16 protein-coding genes are annotated in these 18,401 nt (G+C 68.1%); 15 read left to right on the top strand and 1 reads right to left on the bottom strand.

Translation table 11 applies throughout. The features are described 5' to 3' along the window. Positions 1 to 6 precede the first annotated feature (6 nt). The 13 genes from ftsY to trmD all read left to right on the top strand — a co-directional run bounded on the left by ftsY (position 7) and on the right by trmD (position 13,913). On the top strand, positions 7 to 1,638 hold the full coding sequence (gene ftsY, locus AB4Z47_RS23905; RefSeq protein WP_441953705.1) for a signal recognition particle-docking protein FtsY: 1,632 nt from the start codon (positions 7 to 9) through the stop codon (positions 1,636 to 1,638). A 357-nt stretch (positions 1,639 to 1,995) separates the two neighbouring features. Then, positions 1,996 to 3,375 carry an ammonium transporter gene (locus tag AB4Z47_RS23900; RefSeq protein ID WP_441953703.1) on the top strand — a complete coding sequence of 460 codons (1,380 nt, stop codon included), beginning with the start codon at positions 1,996 to 1,998 and terminating at the stop codon, positions 3,373 to 3,375. Between the two features lie 5 nt (positions 3,376 to 3,380). Continuing rightward, positions 3,381 to 3,719 (top strand): P-II family nitrogen regulator, encoded by a 339-nt coding sequence (locus tag AB4Z47_RS23895; protein WP_040780799.1) that lies wholly within the window; start codon positions 3,381 to 3,383, stop codon positions 3,717 to 3,719. A 118-nt stretch (positions 3,720 to 3,837) separates the two neighbouring features. Further along, the gene (locus tag AB4Z47_RS23890) at positions 3,838 to 6,276 is read left to right on the top strand and encodes a [protein-PII] uridylyltransferase (protein WP_441953701.1); all 2,439 of its coding nucleotides are present in this window, start codon (positions 3,838 to 3,840) and stop codon (positions 6,274 to 6,276) included. A 121-nt stretch (positions 6,277 to 6,397) separates the two neighbouring features. Next, positions 6,398 to 6,715: a hypothetical protein gene (locus tag AB4Z47_RS23885; protein WP_441953699.1), complete on the top strand. Its 318-nt coding sequence runs from the start codon at positions 6,398 to 6,400 to the stop codon at positions 6,713 to 6,715. Between the two features lie 133 nt (positions 6,716 to 6,848). Next, positions 6,849 to 7,304, top strand: a complete 456-nt coding sequence (locus tag AB4Z47_RS23880) for a deaminase (protein ID WP_441953697.1) — start codon at positions 6,849 to 6,851, stop codon at positions 7,302 to 7,304. A 122-nt stretch (positions 7,305 to 7,426) separates the two neighbouring features. Then, entirely contained in the window at positions 7,427 to 8,989 is a 1,563-nt protein-coding gene (ffh, locus tag AB4Z47_RS23875; RefSeq protein ID WP_441953695.1) for a signal recognition particle protein, read from the top strand. Positions 8,990 to 9,091: 102 nt separating this feature from the next. Then, positions 9,092 to 10,186: an amidohydrolase family protein gene (locus AB4Z47_RS23870; RefSeq protein WP_441953745.1), complete on the top strand. Its 1,095-nt coding sequence runs from the start codon at positions 9,092 to 9,094 to the stop codon at positions 10,184 to 10,186. A 58-nt stretch (positions 10,187 to 10,244) separates the two neighbouring features. Next, complete coding sequence (locus AB4Z47_RS23865; RefSeq protein WP_441953693.1) at positions 10,245 to 11,228, top strand: LLM class F420-dependent oxidoreductase; 984 nt, start codon at positions 10,245 to 10,247, stop codon at positions 11,226 to 11,228. Between the two features lie 531 nt (positions 11,229 to 11,759). After that, positions 11,760 to 12,185, top strand: a complete 426-nt coding sequence (gene rpsP / locus AB4Z47_RS23860) for a 30S ribosomal protein S16 (RefSeq protein ID WP_441953691.1) — start codon at positions 11,760 to 11,762, stop codon at positions 12,183 to 12,185. A 189-nt stretch (positions 12,186 to 12,374) separates the two neighbouring features. Next, positions 12,375 to 12,617, top strand: a complete 243-nt coding sequence (locus tag AB4Z47_RS23855) for an RNA-binding protein (protein WP_067782143.1) — start codon at positions 12,375 to 12,377, stop codon at positions 12,615 to 12,617. Further along, positions 12,617 to 13,141: a ribosome maturation factor RimM gene (gene rimM, locus AB4Z47_RS23850; protein ID WP_441953689.1), complete on the top strand. Its 525-nt coding sequence runs from the start codon at positions 12,617 to 12,619 to the stop codon at positions 13,139 to 13,141. The genes AB4Z47_RS23855 and rimM overlap by 1 nt, the downstream gene beginning before the upstream one ends. Positions 13,142 to 13,211: 70 nt before the next feature. Continuing rightward, entirely contained in the window at positions 13,212 to 13,913 is a 702-nt protein-coding gene (trmD, locus tag AB4Z47_RS23845; protein WP_441953687.1) for a tRNA (guanosine(37)-N1)-methyltransferase TrmD, read from the top strand. A gap of 141 nt (positions 13,914 to 14,054) precedes the next feature. On the opposite strand, the gene AB4Z47_RS23840 is transcribed toward trmD, so the two are convergent. Next, a complete protein-coding gene (locus AB4Z47_RS23840) occupies positions 14,055 to 14,906 on the bottom strand; it encodes a response regulator transcription factor (protein WP_441953685.1) in 852 nt (283 codons plus the stop codon). Positions 14,907 to 15,004: 98 nt separating this feature from the next. On the opposite strand from AB4Z47_RS23840, the gene AB4Z47_RS23835 reads away from it, so the two are divergent. Both AB4Z47_RS23835 and AB4Z47_RS23830 read left to right on the top strand, forming a co-directional pair. Beyond that, positions 15,005 to 16,639 carry an AMP-binding protein gene (locus tag AB4Z47_RS23835; RefSeq protein ID WP_441953683.1) on the top strand — a complete coding sequence of 545 codons (1,635 nt, stop codon included), beginning with the start codon at positions 15,005 to 15,007 and terminating at the stop codon, positions 16,637 to 16,639. Beyond that, the gene (locus AB4Z47_RS23830) at positions 16,639 to 18,288 is read left to right on the top strand and encodes an AMP-binding protein (protein ID WP_441953681.1); all 1,650 of its coding nucleotides are present in this window, start codon (positions 16,639 to 16,641) and stop codon (positions 18,286 to 18,288) included. The genes AB4Z47_RS23835 and AB4Z47_RS23830 overlap by 1 nt, the downstream gene beginning before the upstream one ends. Positions 18,289 to 18,401 lie beyond the last annotated feature (113 nt).

Genomic DNA, 18,401 nt, shown 5'->3' with positions numbered 1-18,401 from the left:
GTCCGTGTGAGTCCCGAAGCTTGGATCCTGATCGCCGCGGTCGCCGCCCTGCTGCTCGTGGTGCTTGTCGCCGGTTTCGTCCGGTACAAGCGCGGTCGCGTGTCGCTGACCCCGCCGACGCAGGACAAGGAGGTAACCGACCGGTCAGGTGGTTACACGGCGTCCGGCGGATTCAACTTCAGTCGCGGTGGCACGGCGACCACGATCGAGCCGCCGGCGGTCGAACGCACCGACACCGAAGGGCAACCGCACGTCGGTGACGACGCCGCGATCCCGCGCGACGCGCCCAGGCGCGGCATCACCAACGTGCCGCTTCCGGAGGCGGACGTCGCCGAGGCGCCCCCTGCCCCGGTCGACACCTCCGACGGGTCCGCGACGGCACCCGCCGCGCCCGATACCGCAGCGGACGCTCCCACCGCCGATACGGCCGCGCCGACGACAGCGGACAGCGCGCCCACGACAACCGACAGCGCACCCACGACGACCGACAGCGCGGACACGGCCGCAACGGAAACAGCCGCGCCGGACGAATCGACGGCGACCACGGCGGAGAGTGCGACTGTCGAGTCGGGCACGACCGCCGAGCCGGGCACCGATGCGGTCGAGGCCGGCACGGTTCCTGCCGAATCGGACACGAGCAGCGCGGCCGACGTCACTGTGTTGCCCGCACCGGACACCCCCGCGGGCGCCGAGATCATCGCTCCGCTCGAGGAGATCGAGCCCACCGAGGGGCGTCTGGTCCGCCTGCGCGGACGCCTGTCCCGGTCACAGAACGCGGTCGGCAAGAGCCTGCTCGGCCTGCTCGGCGGCGGCGACCTCGACGACGACTCCTGGGAGGAGGTCGAGGACACGCTCGTGCTGGCCGACCTCGGTACCGCCAGCACCGCCGCCGTCGTCTCCCGTCTGCGCGAGGAGATGGCGGCCCGCAGCGTACGCACCACCGACGAGGCGCGCGCGGTGCTGCGCGACGTGCTGATCGAGCAGTTGCGACCGGAGCTGGACCGGTCGGTGCGCGCGCTGCCGCACGCCGATCATCCGTCGATCCTGCTGGTCGTAGGCGTGAACGGCACGGGAAAGACCACCACCACCGGCAAACTCGCGCGCGTGCTGGTCGCCGACGGTCGCCGCGTGCTGCTCGGCGCGGCCGACACCTTCCGTGCCGCGGCCGCCGACCAGCTGCAGACCTGGGGTGAACGGGTCGGCGCGGAGACCGTTCGTGGACGTGAGGGCGCCGATCCGGCCGCCGTCGCGTTCGACGCGGTGGCCGCGGGTATCGAGGGCGGTGTCGACGCCGTGCTCATCGATACCGCGGGCCGGCTGCACACCAAGACCGGTCTGATGGACGAGCTGGGCAAGGTCAAGCGCGTCGTGGAGAAGAAGGCCGACGTCGACGAGGTGCTGCTGGTACTGGACGCCACCGTCGGACAGAACGGCCTCACCCAGGCCCGGGTGTTCGCCGAGGTGGTAGACATCAGCGGCGTCGTGCTCACCAAGCTGGACGGCACGGCCAAGGGCGGCATCGTCTTCCAGGTCCAGCACGAGCTGGGTGTGCCGGTGAAGCTGGTCGGCCTCGGCGAGGGCGCCGACGACCTGGCCCCGTTCGAGCCCGGCGCGTTCGTGGATGCGCTGCTGGGCTGATCGGCCATCCCGAAACCGGGGCAACGGCGGCAGTCCGCGCGAGGTTCCTGCCGCCGCGGGCTGCCTCCCTCGGCATATGCGGAATGACCGCGGCCGGTGCTCGAGCTCGATCGAGCCGACAACCGAACGTCTGCCAGCTCCTGCTTGTCGGTAACAGATGCTCGACTTCACCGACACGCGTCTCACGCCGCCCGGAAACCTCCGGTGCACGTCACGAAATCTGGTAGCAACACAGCTGCGCCATCCGTTCACCTAGGCGAAACACGGCAGCTCTACGGATGAAACACCGAATGAGGACCCTTCTGTGCAGGTCCATTCGCCGGAATCGGCGGGGCCCGAGATGAGGAGGACATTAAGGTGGCATTTCCCCTTACCGGTGCACCGGACACCGGTGACACCGCATGGATGCTGGCGAGTTCGGCACTCGTGCTGTTGATGACGCCGGGCCTGGCATTCTTCTACGGCGGCATGGTTCGGTCGAAGAACGTGCTCAACATGATCATGATGAGCATCAGCGCCATGGGCCTGGTCGGTGTGCTGTGGTCGCTGTACGGATACTCGACGGCATTCGGTGACAACAAGTTCGGCGTGATCGGCGATCCTTCGCAATTCTTCGGCCTCAAAGGCTTGATCGGTGGCAACTCCGTTGCCGAGGTCAAGGACGCGGCGGGCGTCGTCACCACGGAGGCAGTGAACATTCCGCTTGCGGGCACCATTCCGGCGACCGTCTTCGTCGCGTTCCAGCTGATGTTCGCCATCATCACGGTTGCCCTGATCTCGGGCGCGGTCGCCGACCGCCTGAAGTTCGGCGCGTGGTTGCTGTTCGCGGGCATCTGGTCGACGGTCGTCTACTTCCCGGTCGCGCACTGGGTGTTCGACTTCGATGTCAAGGACGCCGACGGCAATATCGTGCACGAGGGCGGCTGGATCGCCAACAAGCTGCTCGCGGTCGACTTCGCCGGTGGTACGGCCGTGCACATCAACGCGGGTGCGGCCGGGCTGGCGCTGGTGCTGGTGCTCGGCAAGCGTAAGGGCTGGCCGACCACGCCGTTCCGTCCGCACAACCTGCCGTTCGTCATGCTCGGCGCCGGCCTGCTGTGGTTCGGCTGGTTCGGCTTCAACGCCGGTTCCGCGGTGACCTCCGGTGGCCTCGCCGGCTCGACCTTCGTTACCACCACCATCGCGACCTGTGCCGGGATGCTGGCCTGGCTGCTGGTCGAGAAGATCCGCGACGGCAGGCCCACCTCCCTCGGCGCGGCTTCGGGCGTCGTGGCCGGTCTGGTCGCCATCACCCCGTCCTGCTCCTCGGTGAACGTGGTCGGCGCGCTCGCCATCGGTGCCGTCGCGGGTGTGCTGTGCGCCCTGGCGGTCGGGCTGAAGTTCAAGTTCGGCTTCGACGACTCGCTCGACGTGGTCGGCGTGCACCTGGTCGGCGGCATCGTCGGCACTTTGATGGTCGGTCTCGTCGCGGCGCCCGAGGCGGGTGCGGCCAAGACCGGTCTGCTCTACGGCGGCGGGACCGATCAGCTGTGGCGGCAGGCGGTGGGTGCCGGTGTGGTACTTGCCTTCTCCTTCATCGCGACCCTGATCATTGCCTATATCGTGAAGTTCACCATTGGGCTGCGCGTGAGCGAAGAAGCAGAGTCGGTGGGCTTGGACGAGTCCGAGCACGCGGAAACCGCCTACGACTTCGCCGCTCTCGGTAGCACGGCTCGTTCGGCCGTCAAGGAGGCATGACGAACATGAAACTGATCACCGCAATCGTCAAACCGTTTACGCTCGAGGACGTCAAGACCGGGCTGGAGCAGGCGGGTGTGTTGGGCATGACCGTCAGCGAGGTGCAGGGGTACGGACGGCAGAAGGGACACACCGAGGTTTACCGCGGTGCCGAATACTCGGTCGATTTCGTGCCGAAGGTCCGCGTCGAGGTCGTCGTGGACGACGCGTCCGTCGACAAGGTCGTCGAGGTGATCGTGGAAGCCTCCCGCACCGGCAAGATCGGTGACGGCAAGGTCTGGGTCACTCCGGTGGAGTCGATCATCCGGGTTCGGACCGGCGAACGCGGTACCGACGCGCTGTAGCGATATCGAGTCGAGCGGCGGCCCCGCTCCCACCGGAGCTCTCGGTCGGGGCGGGGCCGCGCGTGTGAAATGGCGGTGGGTTGTGGATAGTCAGTACGAGCGTCACGGTGAGCCGAAGGTGACCGAAGAAGTCAACGGCAAGGTATCCAATGCCGCGGCCGATCTGGTCCGCGCACGAAACCAACTGCTCGAAGGCGGCCTGCCCCGCAATCCCCGGCTCGACGCCGAATCCTTGCGCCACGCCTTGGTCGACCTGTTCGAACTCTGGCTCACCAGCAAGGGTGGCGAACTTGGCATCGCCGCCGACAGTGGCCTCGCGGTGGTGGCAGTCGGCGGTCTCGGACGGGGGGAGATGCTGCCGTACTCGGATCTGGATCTGGTGCTGCTGCACGACGACGTCGATCCCGCCCGGGTGGCCGAGGTTGCCGACCAGCTCTGGTACCCGCTGTGGGACGCGCACATCAAGCTCGACCACAGCGTGCGGACCGTGCCGCAGGCGCTGCGGGTGGCCGCCGGCGATCTCGTCGCCGCCCTCGGCATGCTGGAGGCCAGGCACATCGTCGGTGACGAGGATCTGAGCAACCTGCTGATCGGTGGGGTGCGCCGGGAATGGCGGACCGGGATCCGGACCCGGTTCGACGAGCTGATCACCCAGGCCGAGGCCAGGTGGGAGCGCAGCGGCGAGATCGCGCACCGCGCCGAGCCCGATCTGAAGAGCGGACGAGGCGGCCTGCGCGACATCCAACTGCTCGACGCCCTGGCCATCGCCCAGTTGACCGATGCCATGCCCGGACTCGGTCCGGACGTGCCCGGCGGCGGCTTGAAACAGGCCCGCCGGCGTCTGCTGGACGTGCGCACGGAGCTGCACCGCGTGGCGGGGCGGTCCCGCGACCAGCTGCGCGCGCAGGACGCCGATGAGATCGGCGGGGCCCTGCGCCTCGGTGACCGGTTCGACCTCGCTCGCACACTGAGCGATTCCGCCCGGACCGTCAGCTACTCCGTGGACGTCGGACTGCGCACCGCGGCCAATGCGCTGCCACGACGGGGACTGGCACGACTTCGCCGTATGCCGGTGCGGCGTCCGCTCGATGAGGGGGTGGTCGAGCACGCGGGCGAAGTCGTGCTCGCGCGGGATGCGCGTCCGCAGCGCGAACCCGGGCTCGTCCTTCGGGTGGCGGCGGCGTCGGCCCAGACCGGGCTGCCGATGTCCGCCACCACGCTGAACCGGCTCTCCGAGGACGCGCCGGAGCTGCGCGAGCCATGGCCCAAGGACGCCCTCAACGACCTGCTCGTCCTGTTGGGTGCGGGCCGGGGCGCGATCGACGCGATCGAGGCGTTGGATCGAACGGGCTTGTGGGGCAGGCTGTTTCCGGAATGGGGCGCGGTGCGTGACCTGCCGCCGCGGGACGCCGTGCACACCTGGACCGTCGACCGCCACCTCACGGAGACCGTCGCCTACGCCAGTGCGATGAGCACCCGGGTGGCCCGCCCCGATCTGCTCGCCCTCGGCGCACTGCTGCACGATATCGGCAAGGGCCGCGCGGGCGACCACAGCGTCGTCGGCGCAGAGCTCGCCACCCACATCGGCCGGCGTCTCGGCCTATGGCCGTCGGACGTGCGCACGCTCAGCGCTGTGGTACGCCACCACCTGCTGCTGCCGGACACGGCCACCCGGCGCGATCTCTCCGACACCGACACGGTGCAGTACGTAGTGGACGCGCTCTCGGGTGACGCGCAGCTGCTGGACCTGCTGCATACGTTGGCCGAAGCGGATTCGCTGGCCACCGGGCCGGGGGTGTGGGGAGACTGGAAGGCCTCGCTGATCGGCGAGTTGGTCCGCCGCTGCCGATTGGTCATGGCCGGTGATCAGCTGCCGACGCAAGAGCCGATCGCGCCTGAGCTGATCGCCAAGGCGACGGCGGGCGGCGTGCACGTCGACCTGAAGCGCGGCGCGAGCAAGTACACCTATCTCGTCACCGTCATCGCGCCCGACAGCGCTGGTCTGCTCTCCGATGCTGCGGGCGTGCTCGCGCTGCATTCGCTGCGGGTGTTGTCCGCCGCGCTCGGCGTCGAAGGTGATTCGGCGATCGACACCTTCGTGGTCTCGCCGAAGTTCGGCGACCCGCCCGACGCCGGGCTCCTACGCCAGGAGCTGATCCGTGCGATGGCGGGGGATCTCGACGTTTCGGCGGCTTTGGTCAAACGCGAGCGCGAGGCGAGCGGCATCGGCCCGAGTCGGTACGCGCGGGCCCAGCCCCGGGTGATCTGGTTCGGTACCTCGGTGCCAGGTCAGATGATCCTGGAGTTGCGTGCCGAGGACCGCATCGGTTTGCTCAGCCGCCTGGCCGCCGCGCTGGCGGGCTGTGGCGCCGATGTCCGGTGGGCCAAGGTGGTCACGATGGGGTCGGCGGTGGTCGACATTTTCTGCCTCGACATGGGCACCGACGACGGCCCGGTGCGCCGGGAAACGATCGAGAAAGCCATTCTCGCGGTGGTTCCCAGATCTGCGCCAAAGAAGCCGGAAGGTGAGGTTACGGGCCCGGAAATTGGGTCTTGAGCTGCTATTTTGCTTGTTGACAGATCTGTTGCAGAAGATTTGCTGGAACTGAGCTCTGGTGGGGCTGTCGGGCCCTACGATCAGAGCGTCTAGCTATCGCGAGCACGAGGGGAGCAGGTCGGTGGCAATTGAAGTCGTTTCGGCGTCGATGATGACCAGTGACGAGACCACGCATATCGCGCGGTGTGTGGGCGGTGATCGCTGGGTGGTCTCCTGGCTGCCGGGTCGCACCTTGACCGGACAACAGGCCGTGAGTGCGATGACCATCGCATCGACGGTCGCCTCCTCCGCGATCCCCACCACCACGGAATGGGCCGTCCTCGACGACTTGGCCCTCGAACTGGGCCTGACCGCCCGCGAAGCGGTCTTCATGGTGGCCAGGGAAAACCACGACTATCGCAAAACCGCCAAACCACGCCGCCGCGTGCTGGACCCCTAGATCGGTTACGCTTGGCGACCGACATCCGCGGCCGAGTCTCGTCGACCGCGACGTGGTCGAATTCCAGGCGGCCGAACGGTTGGGGGCCTCACGTGACCGTTCGCGCTGCCAGGGTGCGTAAGGAGAACGAACGGTGACCGAGCACGACCACCACCACTGGATGAACAGGGCCATTGATCTCGCCCGCCGGTGCCCGGTGGTCGAGGGTGCGTTCTCGGTGGGCGCGGTGATCGTCGCCGACGGCCAGGAGATCTCCACCGGCTACTCGCGCGAGACCGACCCGAAGGTGCACGCCGAGGAATCCGCGCTCGACAAGCTGGGCGCGAACGATCCCCGGCTGGCGCGCGCCACGATCTACAGCACCCTGGAACCGTGCTCGGAACGCGCGACGAAGACCCGTTTGCCCTGCACCGACCGCATCCTGCAGGCGGGTATTCCGGTCGTCGTGATCGCGTGGCGTGAACCGTCGACATTCGTCGCGGACTGCGTCGGTGTGGAGAAGTTGCGACAGCAGGGCATCACCGTGATCGAACTCTCGGAGCTGGCCGCCGCGGCGATGTCGATGAACCGCCACCTCGACCTCTCCTGAGCATCGTCTCTGGCTGTTGCGCCCCCTTCCCACCGAAAGGGCGCACCGCCTGCACGATCACATGGGTGATCCCATTACCCTGGGAGAGAATGTGACGTCCCCCGAGATCAGGAGCGCGATCGGTGTTCGAATCCCTGTCCGACCGGCTTACCGGTGCCCTCAAGGATCTGCGTGGTAAGGGGCGTCTGTCACCGGCCGACATCGACGTCACCTGTCGGGAGATCCGTCTCGCCCTGCTCGAGGCCGACGTCGCACTGCCCGTGGTGCGCGGTTTCATCGGGCGGATCAAGGAGCGCGCCAAGGGCGCGGAGGTTTCCGGGGCGCTGAATCCGGCCCAGCAGGTCGTGAAGATCGTCAACGAGGAGCTCGTCGGCATCCTCGGCGGCGAGACCAGGCGACTGAATCTGGCCAAGAACCCGCCGACGGTGATCATGCTCGCCGGTCTGCAGGGTTCCGGTAAGACGACGCTCGCAGGCAAACTGGCGAAATGGCTGAAGGGGCAGGGGCATCAGCCGCTGTTGGTCGCCTGTGACCTGCAGCGCCCGGGCGCCGTCACCCAGCTGCAGGTGGTGGGCGAGCGCGCGGGCGTGCCCGTCTACGCGCCGCACCCCGGTACTTCCGTCGGTGGCGGCGAGAACCCGCTCGGCATCACGGCCGCCGATCCGGTGAGCGTGGCGCGCGGCGGTATCGCGGAAGCCGAGCAGAAGCAGCACGACGTCGTCATCGTCGACACAGCGGGCCGTCTCGGTATCGACGCCGAACTCATGCGGCAGGCGGTGGGGATCCGGGACGCAGTGCGGCCGGACGAGACCCTGTTCGTGCTCGACGCCATGATCGGTCAGGACGCGGTCACCACAGCCGAGGCGTTCCGCGACGGCGTCGGCTTCACCGGTGTCGTGCTCACCAAGCTCGACGGCGACGCCCGCGGTGGTGCCGCGCTGAGCGTCCGTGAGGTCACCGGCGCCCCGATCCTGTTCGCCTCCACCGGTGAGAAACTCGAGGACTTCGACGTCTTCCACCCGGACCGCATGGCCAGCCGCATCCTCGGTATGGGCGACGTGCTCACCCTGATCGAGCAGGCCGAGCAGGTCTACGACGCGCAACAGGCCGAGGAGGCCGCCCGCAAGATCGGCAGCGGCGAGCTCACCCTCGAGGACTTCCTCGACCAGATGCTGGCCATCCGCAAGATGGGCCCGATCGGCAACCTCCTGGGCATGCTGCCCGGCGCGGGCCAGATGAAGGACGTGTTGGCTCAGGTCGACGACAAGCAGCTCGACCGCGTGCAGGCGATCATCCGCGGCATGACCCCGGCCGAGCGCGACAACCCCAAGATCATCAACGCATCTCGTCGGCTGCGCATCGCCAACGGCTCCGGTGTCCAGGTTTCCGAGGTCAACCAGCTCGTCGACCGTTTCTTCGATGCCAAGAAGATGATGGCGATGATGGGTCGCCAGATGGGGCTGCCCGGCTCCCGTCGCGGCAACACCAAGAAGGGCAAGAAGGGGAAGAAGGGCGGCCGTGGCCCGACACCGCCGAAGGTGCGCGGTGGGTTCCCCGGCATGCCCGGCATGCCCGGACTGCCCGCGGGTATGCCCGACCTCTCCAACATGCCCGCCGGTCTCGACCAGCTGCCGCCCGGCCTGGAGGGCCTCGACCTCTCCAAACTGAATTTCCCGAAGAAGTAGACCGCGTCGGCGACGCCGACAGGGGCGCGGTTTCCGCGCGGATAGCTGTTACGTGGCATGGACAGTAGGTTGGTGGCAGCCGACGACGTCCGGGAGGTTGCTGTGCATCTGCGAGGTGCTGTCCTGCCTGGTGGCGAGGTGCGCGATTTGTGGGTGCGGGACGGGCTGGTGTCCTTCGAACCCGTGCCGGGCGCCGAAACACTCTGTGCGGCAGGGTGGATCGTGCCTGGCCTGGTCGACGCGCACTGCCACGTCGGCATCCGATACGGCGGGGGCGGCGAGGACCGCGAGGGCGCCATCGCGCAGGCCGAGATCGAACGCGCGGCCGGTGTGCTGCTGCTGCGCGACGCGGGCTCGCCGATCGACACCCGATTCATCGACGACCACGACGAGCTGCCGCGGATCATCCGGGCGGGCCGCCACATCGCCCGTCCCAAGCGCTACATCCGCGAGCTGGGCATCGCACTCGACGACGAACGCGATCTGCCGGAGATCGTCGCCGAGCAGGCCCGCTTCGGCGACGGCTGGGTGAAGATCGTCGGCGACTGGATCGACCGCTCCGTCGCTGACCTGCGTCCACTGTGGAGCGACGCGATCCTGAAGGAGGCGATCGACGCCGCGCACGCCAGCGGTGCGCGCGTCACCGCGCATGTCTTCGGCGAGGACGCGCTGCCCGGTTTGATCGGCGCCGGCATCGACTGCCTGGAACACGGCACCGGCCTCACCGACGAGACCATCGAGATGATGGTCGAACACGGCACCGCCTTGGTGCCCACCCTGATCAACATCGACACCTTCCCCGAAATCGCCGACAGCGCGGGCAAATTCCCCGTCTACGCCGCCCACATGCGCGAACTGCATCGCCGGGTGCGCGGCACCGTCGCCGCGGCACACGAAGCGGGTGTGCCGATCTTCGCGGGCACCGACGCGGGCGGCTCAATCCGCCACGGGCGCATCGCCGACGAGATCGCCGCGCTCGGTGCCGCAGGTCTGTCCCGGCGCGATGCGCTCGGCGCGGCCTCCTGGAATGCCCGCGCCTGGCTCGGCAGGCCGAGCATCGAGCACGGCGCGCCCGCGGATTTCGTCGTTTACCAGGAGGACCCGTTCGCTCACCCGGAGGTGCTCACCACGCCGTACGCCGTCGTTCTGCGCGGGCGGGTGTTCGGCAAACGCGGTCCCGTCACCGGCCATCGCTGAAACCTCGGTCAGCGCAGTTCGCGCGCATGTTTCCGACCGGCGAGTAAGGTCGGTTCTCGTGACCATTCGCCTCGGTTATCAGATGCCCAACTTCAGCTACGGCCGATCGGTGCGCGCGCTGTTTCCCACCGTCGTCACGCAGGCAAGGGAGGCCGAAGCCGCCGGCTTCGACACAGTCTTCGTGATGGACCATTTCTATCAACTGCCCGGGATCGGCACGCCGGACGAGCCGATGCTAGAGGCCTACACGGCGCTCTCCGGTCTGGCCGCGTCGACCGAACGAATCCAGTTGTCGGCGTTGGTAACCGGCAACACCTACCGCAATCCGGCCTTGCTCGCCAAGACTGTCACCACCCTGGACGTGGTCAGCGGCGGCCGCGCGGTGCTCGGCATCGGCGCGGGCTGGTTCGAGCTCGAGCACCAGTCCTATGGGTTCGACTTCGGCACGTTCACCGACCGCTTCGAACGCCTCGACGAGGCATTGCAGATCATCCAGCCGATGCTGCGCGGGCAGCGCCCCAGCTTCGACGGCAGGTGGTACCACACCGAGAAAGCGATGAACGAGCCCCGCCTGCGCGACGACCTGCCGATCCTGCTCGGCGGCAGTGGCGAGAAGAAGACCTTCGGCCTGGCCGCCCGTTTCGCCGATCACCTCAACATCATCTGCAACGCTTCCGAGCTTCCGCGCAAGGTCGCGGCCCTGCACGAGCGCTGCACCGAGGTCGGCCGCGACCCGAAGACGCTGGAGACCAGCTACCTTTGCTTCCTGATGGTCGACGAGGACGGTGACCGCGTCCGTAAGCAGCAGCAGGATTACCTGAGCAGCATGGGCATCGACCTGTCGGCACTGTCGGAGGAGGAGCGCAAGCAGAGCCCCGCCGACCGTCAGTTCGTCGGCACGCCGGACGAGGTTGCCGAGCAGTTGCGGACCCGCGTCCTCGCCCACGGCATCGATGGCTTGATCGTCAACATGGTCTTCAATGGACACGAGCCCGGCGCGGTCGAACTCGCGGGGCGCACCCTTGCGCCGCTGGTGAGCTGACCGTTGGGCAGACCGCGAAGATCGGTGCGCTCGCTGCCGGAGTGTGGGCCCGTGCGCCGACCTCCGGGGCCGAGTGTGCCCTGGTCTCGGCGGTTCTGCTGCTCGATGTACTGCCGCAGCACCGAGACGGGGCACTGCTTCCTCGGCATCGCCGCCGATAGTCAGTTGATGGCGCGCGCGATGCCCGACACGATGGCGCGCAGTACGCGGAAGACCCCCGGCGCGACACACTCCACCACGCCCTCCTCGCCTAGTTCAACCGCGATCTCGCGAGTGATGCCGTTCTGCGATTGCGACGAAAAATCTCATGCGTGCTTACGGGAGTGGGCGTCGATGCGTAATCACCGAGGCGCGATTTCTGGCGAGACCGCCCCGTCTGGCACAATGGACCACCGTCCTTCCGGACAAGTGTCAGCCCGTCTCCGGTTACGTACCGCGCGGCGGTCACACACTCCAAGCGCAAAACCGGGCTCGCAGACCGTGCGGGTCGCTGAATCGCGCCGTGACCAACCAACGAAAGGCAGATCAGCAGTGGCTGTTCGCATCAAACTCACCCGCATGGGCAAGATCCGCAACCCGCAGTACCGTGTCGTGGTCGCGGACGCTCGCACTCGCCGGGACGGCCGGGCCATCGAATCCATCGGCAAGTACCACCCGAAGGAAGAGCCGTCGCTCATCGAGATCGATTCCGAGCGCGCTCAGTACTGGCTGGGTGTCGGCGCACAGCCGACCGAGCCGGTCCTCCAGCTGTTGAAGATCACCGGTGACTGGCAGAAGTTCAAGGGCATCGACGGCGCCGAGGGCACTCTGAAGGTCAAGCCGGCCAAGCCATCCAAGCTGGACCTGTTCAACGCCGCGCTGGCCGCCGCCGATAGCGAGCCGGTCGCCGAGGCCGTCACCCCGAAGAAGAAGGCCGCCAAGAAGGACGAGGCCGCCGAGACCGAGGCCGCCGAGTAATGAGTGGGCTCTACCCGTCCACACCGTACCCGTCTCGAGCCGTCGATAGACCGGCCCCGACGATGGGGGAGTTGCGTCTCGAGGTGATGGTGTAATGAGTGGGCTCTACCCGTCCACACGGTACCCGTCTCGAGCCGTCGATAGACCGGCCCCGACGATGGGGAAGTTGCGTCTCGAGGTGATGGAGCAGTGAGTGCCGTCGTCGCTGATGCCGTCGAACACCTGGTTCGCGGGATCGTCGCCAATCCCGATGACGTCCGTGTCGAGCTGATCACCGGTCGCCGAGGGCGCACCGTCGAGGTGCATGTGCACCCTGAAGACTTGGGCAAGGTGATCGGCCGCGGCGGACGCACCGCGACCGCGCTGCGCACCCTCGTCGCAGGTATCGGCGGCCGGGGCATCCGGGTCGACGTGGTCGACACCGACCAGTAGTGGAACTCGTCGTTGGGCGGGTCGCCAAGTCGCACGGCGTGCGCGGCGAGCTTGTCGTCGAGGTACGGACCGACGAGCCCGAGGCGCGTTTCGCGCCCGGTTCCACGCTGCGCGGTCGGCTGGCACGATCCGGGGCAGTCCGTGATTTCACCGTGGAGTCGGCCCGAGAGCACTCGGGCCGGCTTCTCGTGTTCCTGGCCGGCGTCGCCGACCGCACCGCGGCCGACGCGCTGCGCGGCATGCTGTTCCTGATCGACAGCGCGGATCTTCCGCCGTCCGACGATCCGGAGGAGTTCTACGATTACGAGCTGGAAGGGCTGGAAGTCCAGCTCACCGACGGCACCGTGGTCGGCTCGGTGCGCGAGGTGCTGCATTCCGCGGCGGGTGAACTGCTGTCGGTGCGCGCCGCCGACGACGGCCGGGAGATCCTGATCCCGTTCGTCACCGCGATCGTGCCGACGGTGTCGCTCGCGGATCGCCTCGTCGTCATCGATCCGCCCGAGGGTCTGCTCGACCCGGAATGAGGCGGTGTGAGACCCGATCGCGCATCGCTCACCGGACCGACAGTCGACTCCGCGGTGACAGGAGGTAGGCATGAAACTCGATGTCGTCACGATCTTCCCGGAGTACCTGGAGCCTTTGCGCACGGCGCTGCTCGGTAAGGCGATCGACAAGGGGCTGATCTCCCTCGCGGTGCACGACCTGCGCCGCTGGACCCATGACGTGCACAAATCGGTCGACGACTCCCCGTACGGCGGCGGACCCGGCATGGTCATGAAGCCGACCGTGTGGGGCGCGGCCCTCGACGAGGTCTGTCCGGACGACGCGCTGCTGGTCGTCCCGACGCCCGCGGGCGTGTCGTTCACCCAGGCCACCGCGCGGCGCTGGTCCGCCGAATCACACCTGGTCTTCGCTTGCGGCCGCTACGAAGGGATCGACCAGCGCGTCTTCGATGACGCGGCCCGCCGGGTCCGGGTGGAAGAGGTCAGTATCGGCGACTACGTGCTGATCGGTGGCGAGGCGGCGGTGCTCGTGATGACCGAGGCCGTGGTCCGGCTGCTGCCCGGCGTACTCGGCAATCAGCAGTCCCACCAAGAAGATTCGTTCTCCGACGGCCTGCTCGAAGGCCCGAGCTACACCCGTCCGGTCTCGTGGCGCGGCCTGGAGGTTCCGCCGATCCTGCTCTCCGGAGACCACGCGAAGGTGGCCGCATGGCGCCGCGAGCAATCCCTCGCTCGTACCCGCGAACGCCGCGCGGACCTGCTCCCGGACCAGGACGCGACGTCCGAACGGTAGACCGTCGGCGCGACCAGCAGGTCGATGTCAGGTCGCCGGGTGGGCGTCGACCCCGAGGGCACCAGGCCTGAGTACCCCTCCCAGAGTCGGTCGCGGCGTGCGGTGTCGGTGGTGTGGGCGAGGTCGCTGACTATCCGCTGGTCAAGGCAGAAGTCCGTGGCGACGGGCCGCCACGACCGCCTCATGGCGGGAGTGTGCGTCGAGCTTGACCATCGCATTACGCAAGTAGCTCTTGACGGTCTCCGGCCCGAGCGAGAGACGTTGTGCCGCTTCCTGGTTTGTGCAGCCGAGCGCGACCTGTGACAGCACGTCGAGTTCGCGGCGGGACAGTTTCGGGCTGTCCGGTGCCGGTTCGCCGACCAGGACGCGGGTGAGTCGTTCGCAGACCGCGTGCAGGCGCCCGCGCAATCGGTCGTCCTCGACGGAGCGCGCCATGCCACGAAGTTCGGCGTGGATGTCGCGGAGTTCCTCGGTGACCGCGGATGCCGTACCTGCCGAAGGGGGGGTCACCTCCAGCAGCCGCAAGCGTCGGTCGACCTCGTCGCGGAGGGTGATCTCGGTGGCCAGGCGCCGACCGGCTCGGACGACGAGGTCCGCGGTGCGGTCACCCAACGGACTGCTCCCCCTGGTCGCAGCGTAGAGCACCACGCGGGATCGCCTGTCCACGACTACCGGGACAGCGAGTACGGAGCGGATGCCCTCGCCGGCGACCGGGCCGTCGTAGTGGTGGGTGATCGAGGAGGCGTTGCGGTAATCCGCGACCGAGGCGGGACGCCCCGAATCCATCACGCGCCCGCCCAGTCCCGACGTGCGCAACACGGACAATCCGCGCAGCCCGTTGGTCATCGTGCCGACGAATTCCGAGAGCAGCAGCGCGTCGCCGTGCACTTCGCCGCCGAACACCACCGGCACTCCGGCCCGGCTCGCCATCCAGCGGATCTCGGCGCGCAACGCGTCGCCGTCGCGCGGACGCAGCAGTGCGGTGTGGGTCACGGGGCTCACCCCTTTTCGGGGGTAGTGGCGAACTCGATGTGACCCACATCCTATTGCACACCCGGGTTGTGCCGGATCACGGAAAGAGGAGAAGCGAGATGGGCACCGATCTGAATCTGCGGGTGCGCGAGCTGCTGGATTGTTACGACCGGAGCGACGCGGCGGCGGCGGATCTGCTGTGTGATCGGCACCCGGCTGGCCGGGTCGCCTTCACCATCATCGAGGCCGACTTGTCCTCGACCGACCTCACCTACCGTGAGCTGCGCGAACGGTCGGCCCGGTTCGCCGCCGCACTCGGCGAGCTCGGCGTGCGGCCGGGCGACCGGGTCGCCACGCTGATGGCGAAGTCGGCGAACCTGGTGGTCGCGCTGCTCGGCATCTGGCGCAGCGGCGCGGTGCACGTCCCGCTGTTCACCGCGTTCGCGCCACCCGCCATCGCGTTGCGGCTTTCGGCTGCCGGCGCCTCGATCGTCATCGCCGACGCCGACCAGGCGCCGAAGCTGGCCCCCGGCCCGGATCTGCCCGCCGACCCGCCGTGGCGGCTGATCGTTACCGGCGCGGACGCCCCGGAGGGCGCACTGCGCATGGCAGACCTTCTCGACACCTATTCGGCCACCCTCCCGGACGCTACGCCCGTCGCGATAGGCGGTGACGGACTACTCGTCCAGCTCTTCACCAGTGGCACCACCGGCACGCCCAAGGGTGTCCCGATTCCGCTGCGCGCGCTCGCGTCCTTCCACGCGTACCAGGAGTTCGCGCTCGATGTCCGGGCCGACGACGTGTTCTGGAATGCCGCGGACCCGGGCTGGGCCTACGGCCTCTACTACGCGATCCTCGGCCCGCTGGCCACCGGTATCCGCAGCATCCTGCTGCACGCGGGCTTCTCCGCCGCGCTGACCTGGCAGGTGCTGGAGAGGTTCGGAGTCACCAATTTCGCTGCCGCTCCGACGGTGTACCGCGCGCTGCGCGCCGCCGGCACCACGCCGCCGGTGCACACGAAGCTGCGCCGCGCGTCGTCGGCGGGCGAGCCGCTGACACCTGAGGTCGTCGCCTGGTCGGCGGAGTACCTGGGCGTCGCGGTGCGCGACCACTACGGCCAGACCGAGCACGGCATGGTCATCTGCGACGCCTGGCACGAAGCCCTCGACACCGGCGCACCCGCGGGCTCGATGGGCCGCTCGCTGCCGGGCTGGTCCTGCGCGGTGCTCGCCGACGACGCCGACACCATCGCCCCCACCGGTGAGCTGGGTCGGGTCGCGATCGACACGCAGCACAGCCCGCTGCTGTGGTTCCTCGGCTACCTCGACGCCCCGGAACGCACCGCACAGCGCTACACCGCCGACGGTCGCTGGTACCTGACCGGTGATGCGGGTTCACAGGACACGGACGGGTTCTTCCGATTCTCCGCCCGCGACGACGACGTGATCATCATGGCGGGTTATCGCATCGGCCCGTTCGAGGTGGAGAGCGTGCTCGTGCTGCACGAGCAAGTGGCCGAAGCGGCCGTGGTCGGCATGCCGGACGAGCTGCGCGGTGAGGTGCTGGAGGCGTTCGTGGTGCTGCGCGCCGGCGCCGCGGGGGGCGCCGAGCTGGAAGCCGAGCTGCAGAGCCTGGTGAAGAAGAAGTTCGCCGCGCACGCCTACCCGCGCAAGATCCACTTCGTCCAGAGCCTGCCGAAGACGCCCAGCGGCAAGGTGCAGAGGTTCGTACTACGGCAGGGGGGAGTCAAGTGATGTCGCTGCCGAGCTATTCCTCCGGTATCTCGGACACCCCGCTGCTCGGGGACACCATCGGCGGCAATCTCGATCGCACGGTGGCGCTGTTCCCCGAGCGAGAAGCGCTGGTGGACAGCCCGTCCGGACGCCGATGGACCTACCGCGAACTCGGCGCCGCGATCGATGCCCTGGCCTGCGGCCTGGCCGGCAAAGGCATCGGCAAGGGGGATCGGGTCGGCATCTGGGCGCCGAACTGTGCGGAATGGTTTCTCGTGCAGTACGCGACGGCGAAAATCGGCGCGATCCTGGTCAACATCAACCCCGCCTACCGCGCCAGCGAATTGGAGTACGTGCTGCGCCAGGCAGGCGTGCGGATGCTCGCCTCGGCCGCGGAGTTCAAGTCCTCGAACTACGTCGCGATGATCGAGCAGGTTCGGCCGAACTGCCCGGCCCTCGAACAGGTACTCGTGCTCGGCACCCAGGGATGGGAAGAGCTGACCCGCACCGAGATCGACGCCGATCGGCTGGCCGCACTCGGGGCGAAGCTGTCGGCTGACGACCCGATCAATATCCAGTACACCTCCGGCACAACCGGCTTTCCCAAGGGCGCCACGCTCAGCCACCACAACATCTTGAACAACGGTTATTTCGTCGGCGAGCTGTGCGGCTACACCGAGCAGGACCGGATCTGCGTCCCGGTGCCCTTCTACCACTGCTTCGGCATGGTGATGGGAAATCTCGCGAGCACGAGTCACGGTGCGGCGATCGTGATTCCGGCGCCCTCGTTCGACCCGACGGCGACACTCGCCGCCGTCGCGGCCGAGCGCTGCACCTCGCTCTACGGTGTGCCGACGATGTTCATCGATCTGCTCACCGAACTGGATTCGGCCACAACGGATCTGTCCACCCTGCGCACCGGCATCATGGCCGGCTCGCCCTGCCCGGTCGAGGTCATGAAGCGGGTGATCGACCGGATGGGCATGCGCGAGGTGTGCATCTGCTACGGCATGACGGAGACGTCACCGGTCAGTACCCAGACCCGCCGCGACGACGGCATCGACCGGCGCACCGCCACGGTCGGCCGGGTCGGGCCGCACCTGGAGGTCAAGGTCGTCGACCCCGCAACGGGTCTCACGGTGCCACGCGGCGAGCCGGGCGAGCTGTGCACCCGCGGCTACTCGGTGATGCTCGGCTACTGGGGCGACCCGGACAAGACCACCGAATCCATCGATGCCGCCCGCTGGATGCACACCGGCGACATCGGCGTGCTGGACGACGACGGCTACCTGGCCATCACCGGCCGGATCAAGGACATGGTCATCCGAGGTGGCGAGAACGTCTACCCACGCGAGATCGAGGAGTTCCTCTACACCCATCCCGACATCTTGGATGCCCAGGTGATCGGTGTGCCGGATCCGAAATACGGTGAGGAACTGATGGCCTGGGTCCGGATGCGCGCGGGCGCGGCGCCGTTGGACGCGGCGGCGGTGCGCGCGTTCTGCACCGGCAAGCTGGCGCACTTCAAGATCCCGCGCTACGTGCACGTGGTCGAGGAGTTCCCGATGACGGTCACCGGCAAGATCCGCAAGGCCGAGATGCGAGAAATCGCCCAGGCGATCCTCGCGTCATCGGAGGAGCGCACGTCGGATTCGCCAAGCGGCAACTGATTTCCGGAGCACATGGGTAACTCATCGGGTATGTCCAGAAGTCAGCCGGTCACGCTACCGCGGGCCCGCAGCTGGATGGTTGCGGTACCCAGGACTGGCAAACGACGCGAAGA

This window comes from Nocardia sp. 2TAF39 (assembly GCF_052114905.1).
Taxonomy (GTDB): Bacteria; Actinomycetota; Actinomycetes; order Mycobacteriales; family Mycobacteriaceae; genus Nocardia.
Note: the sequence above shows the minus strand (reverse complement) of the source record. Positions and strands in the feature narration are given on the sequence as shown.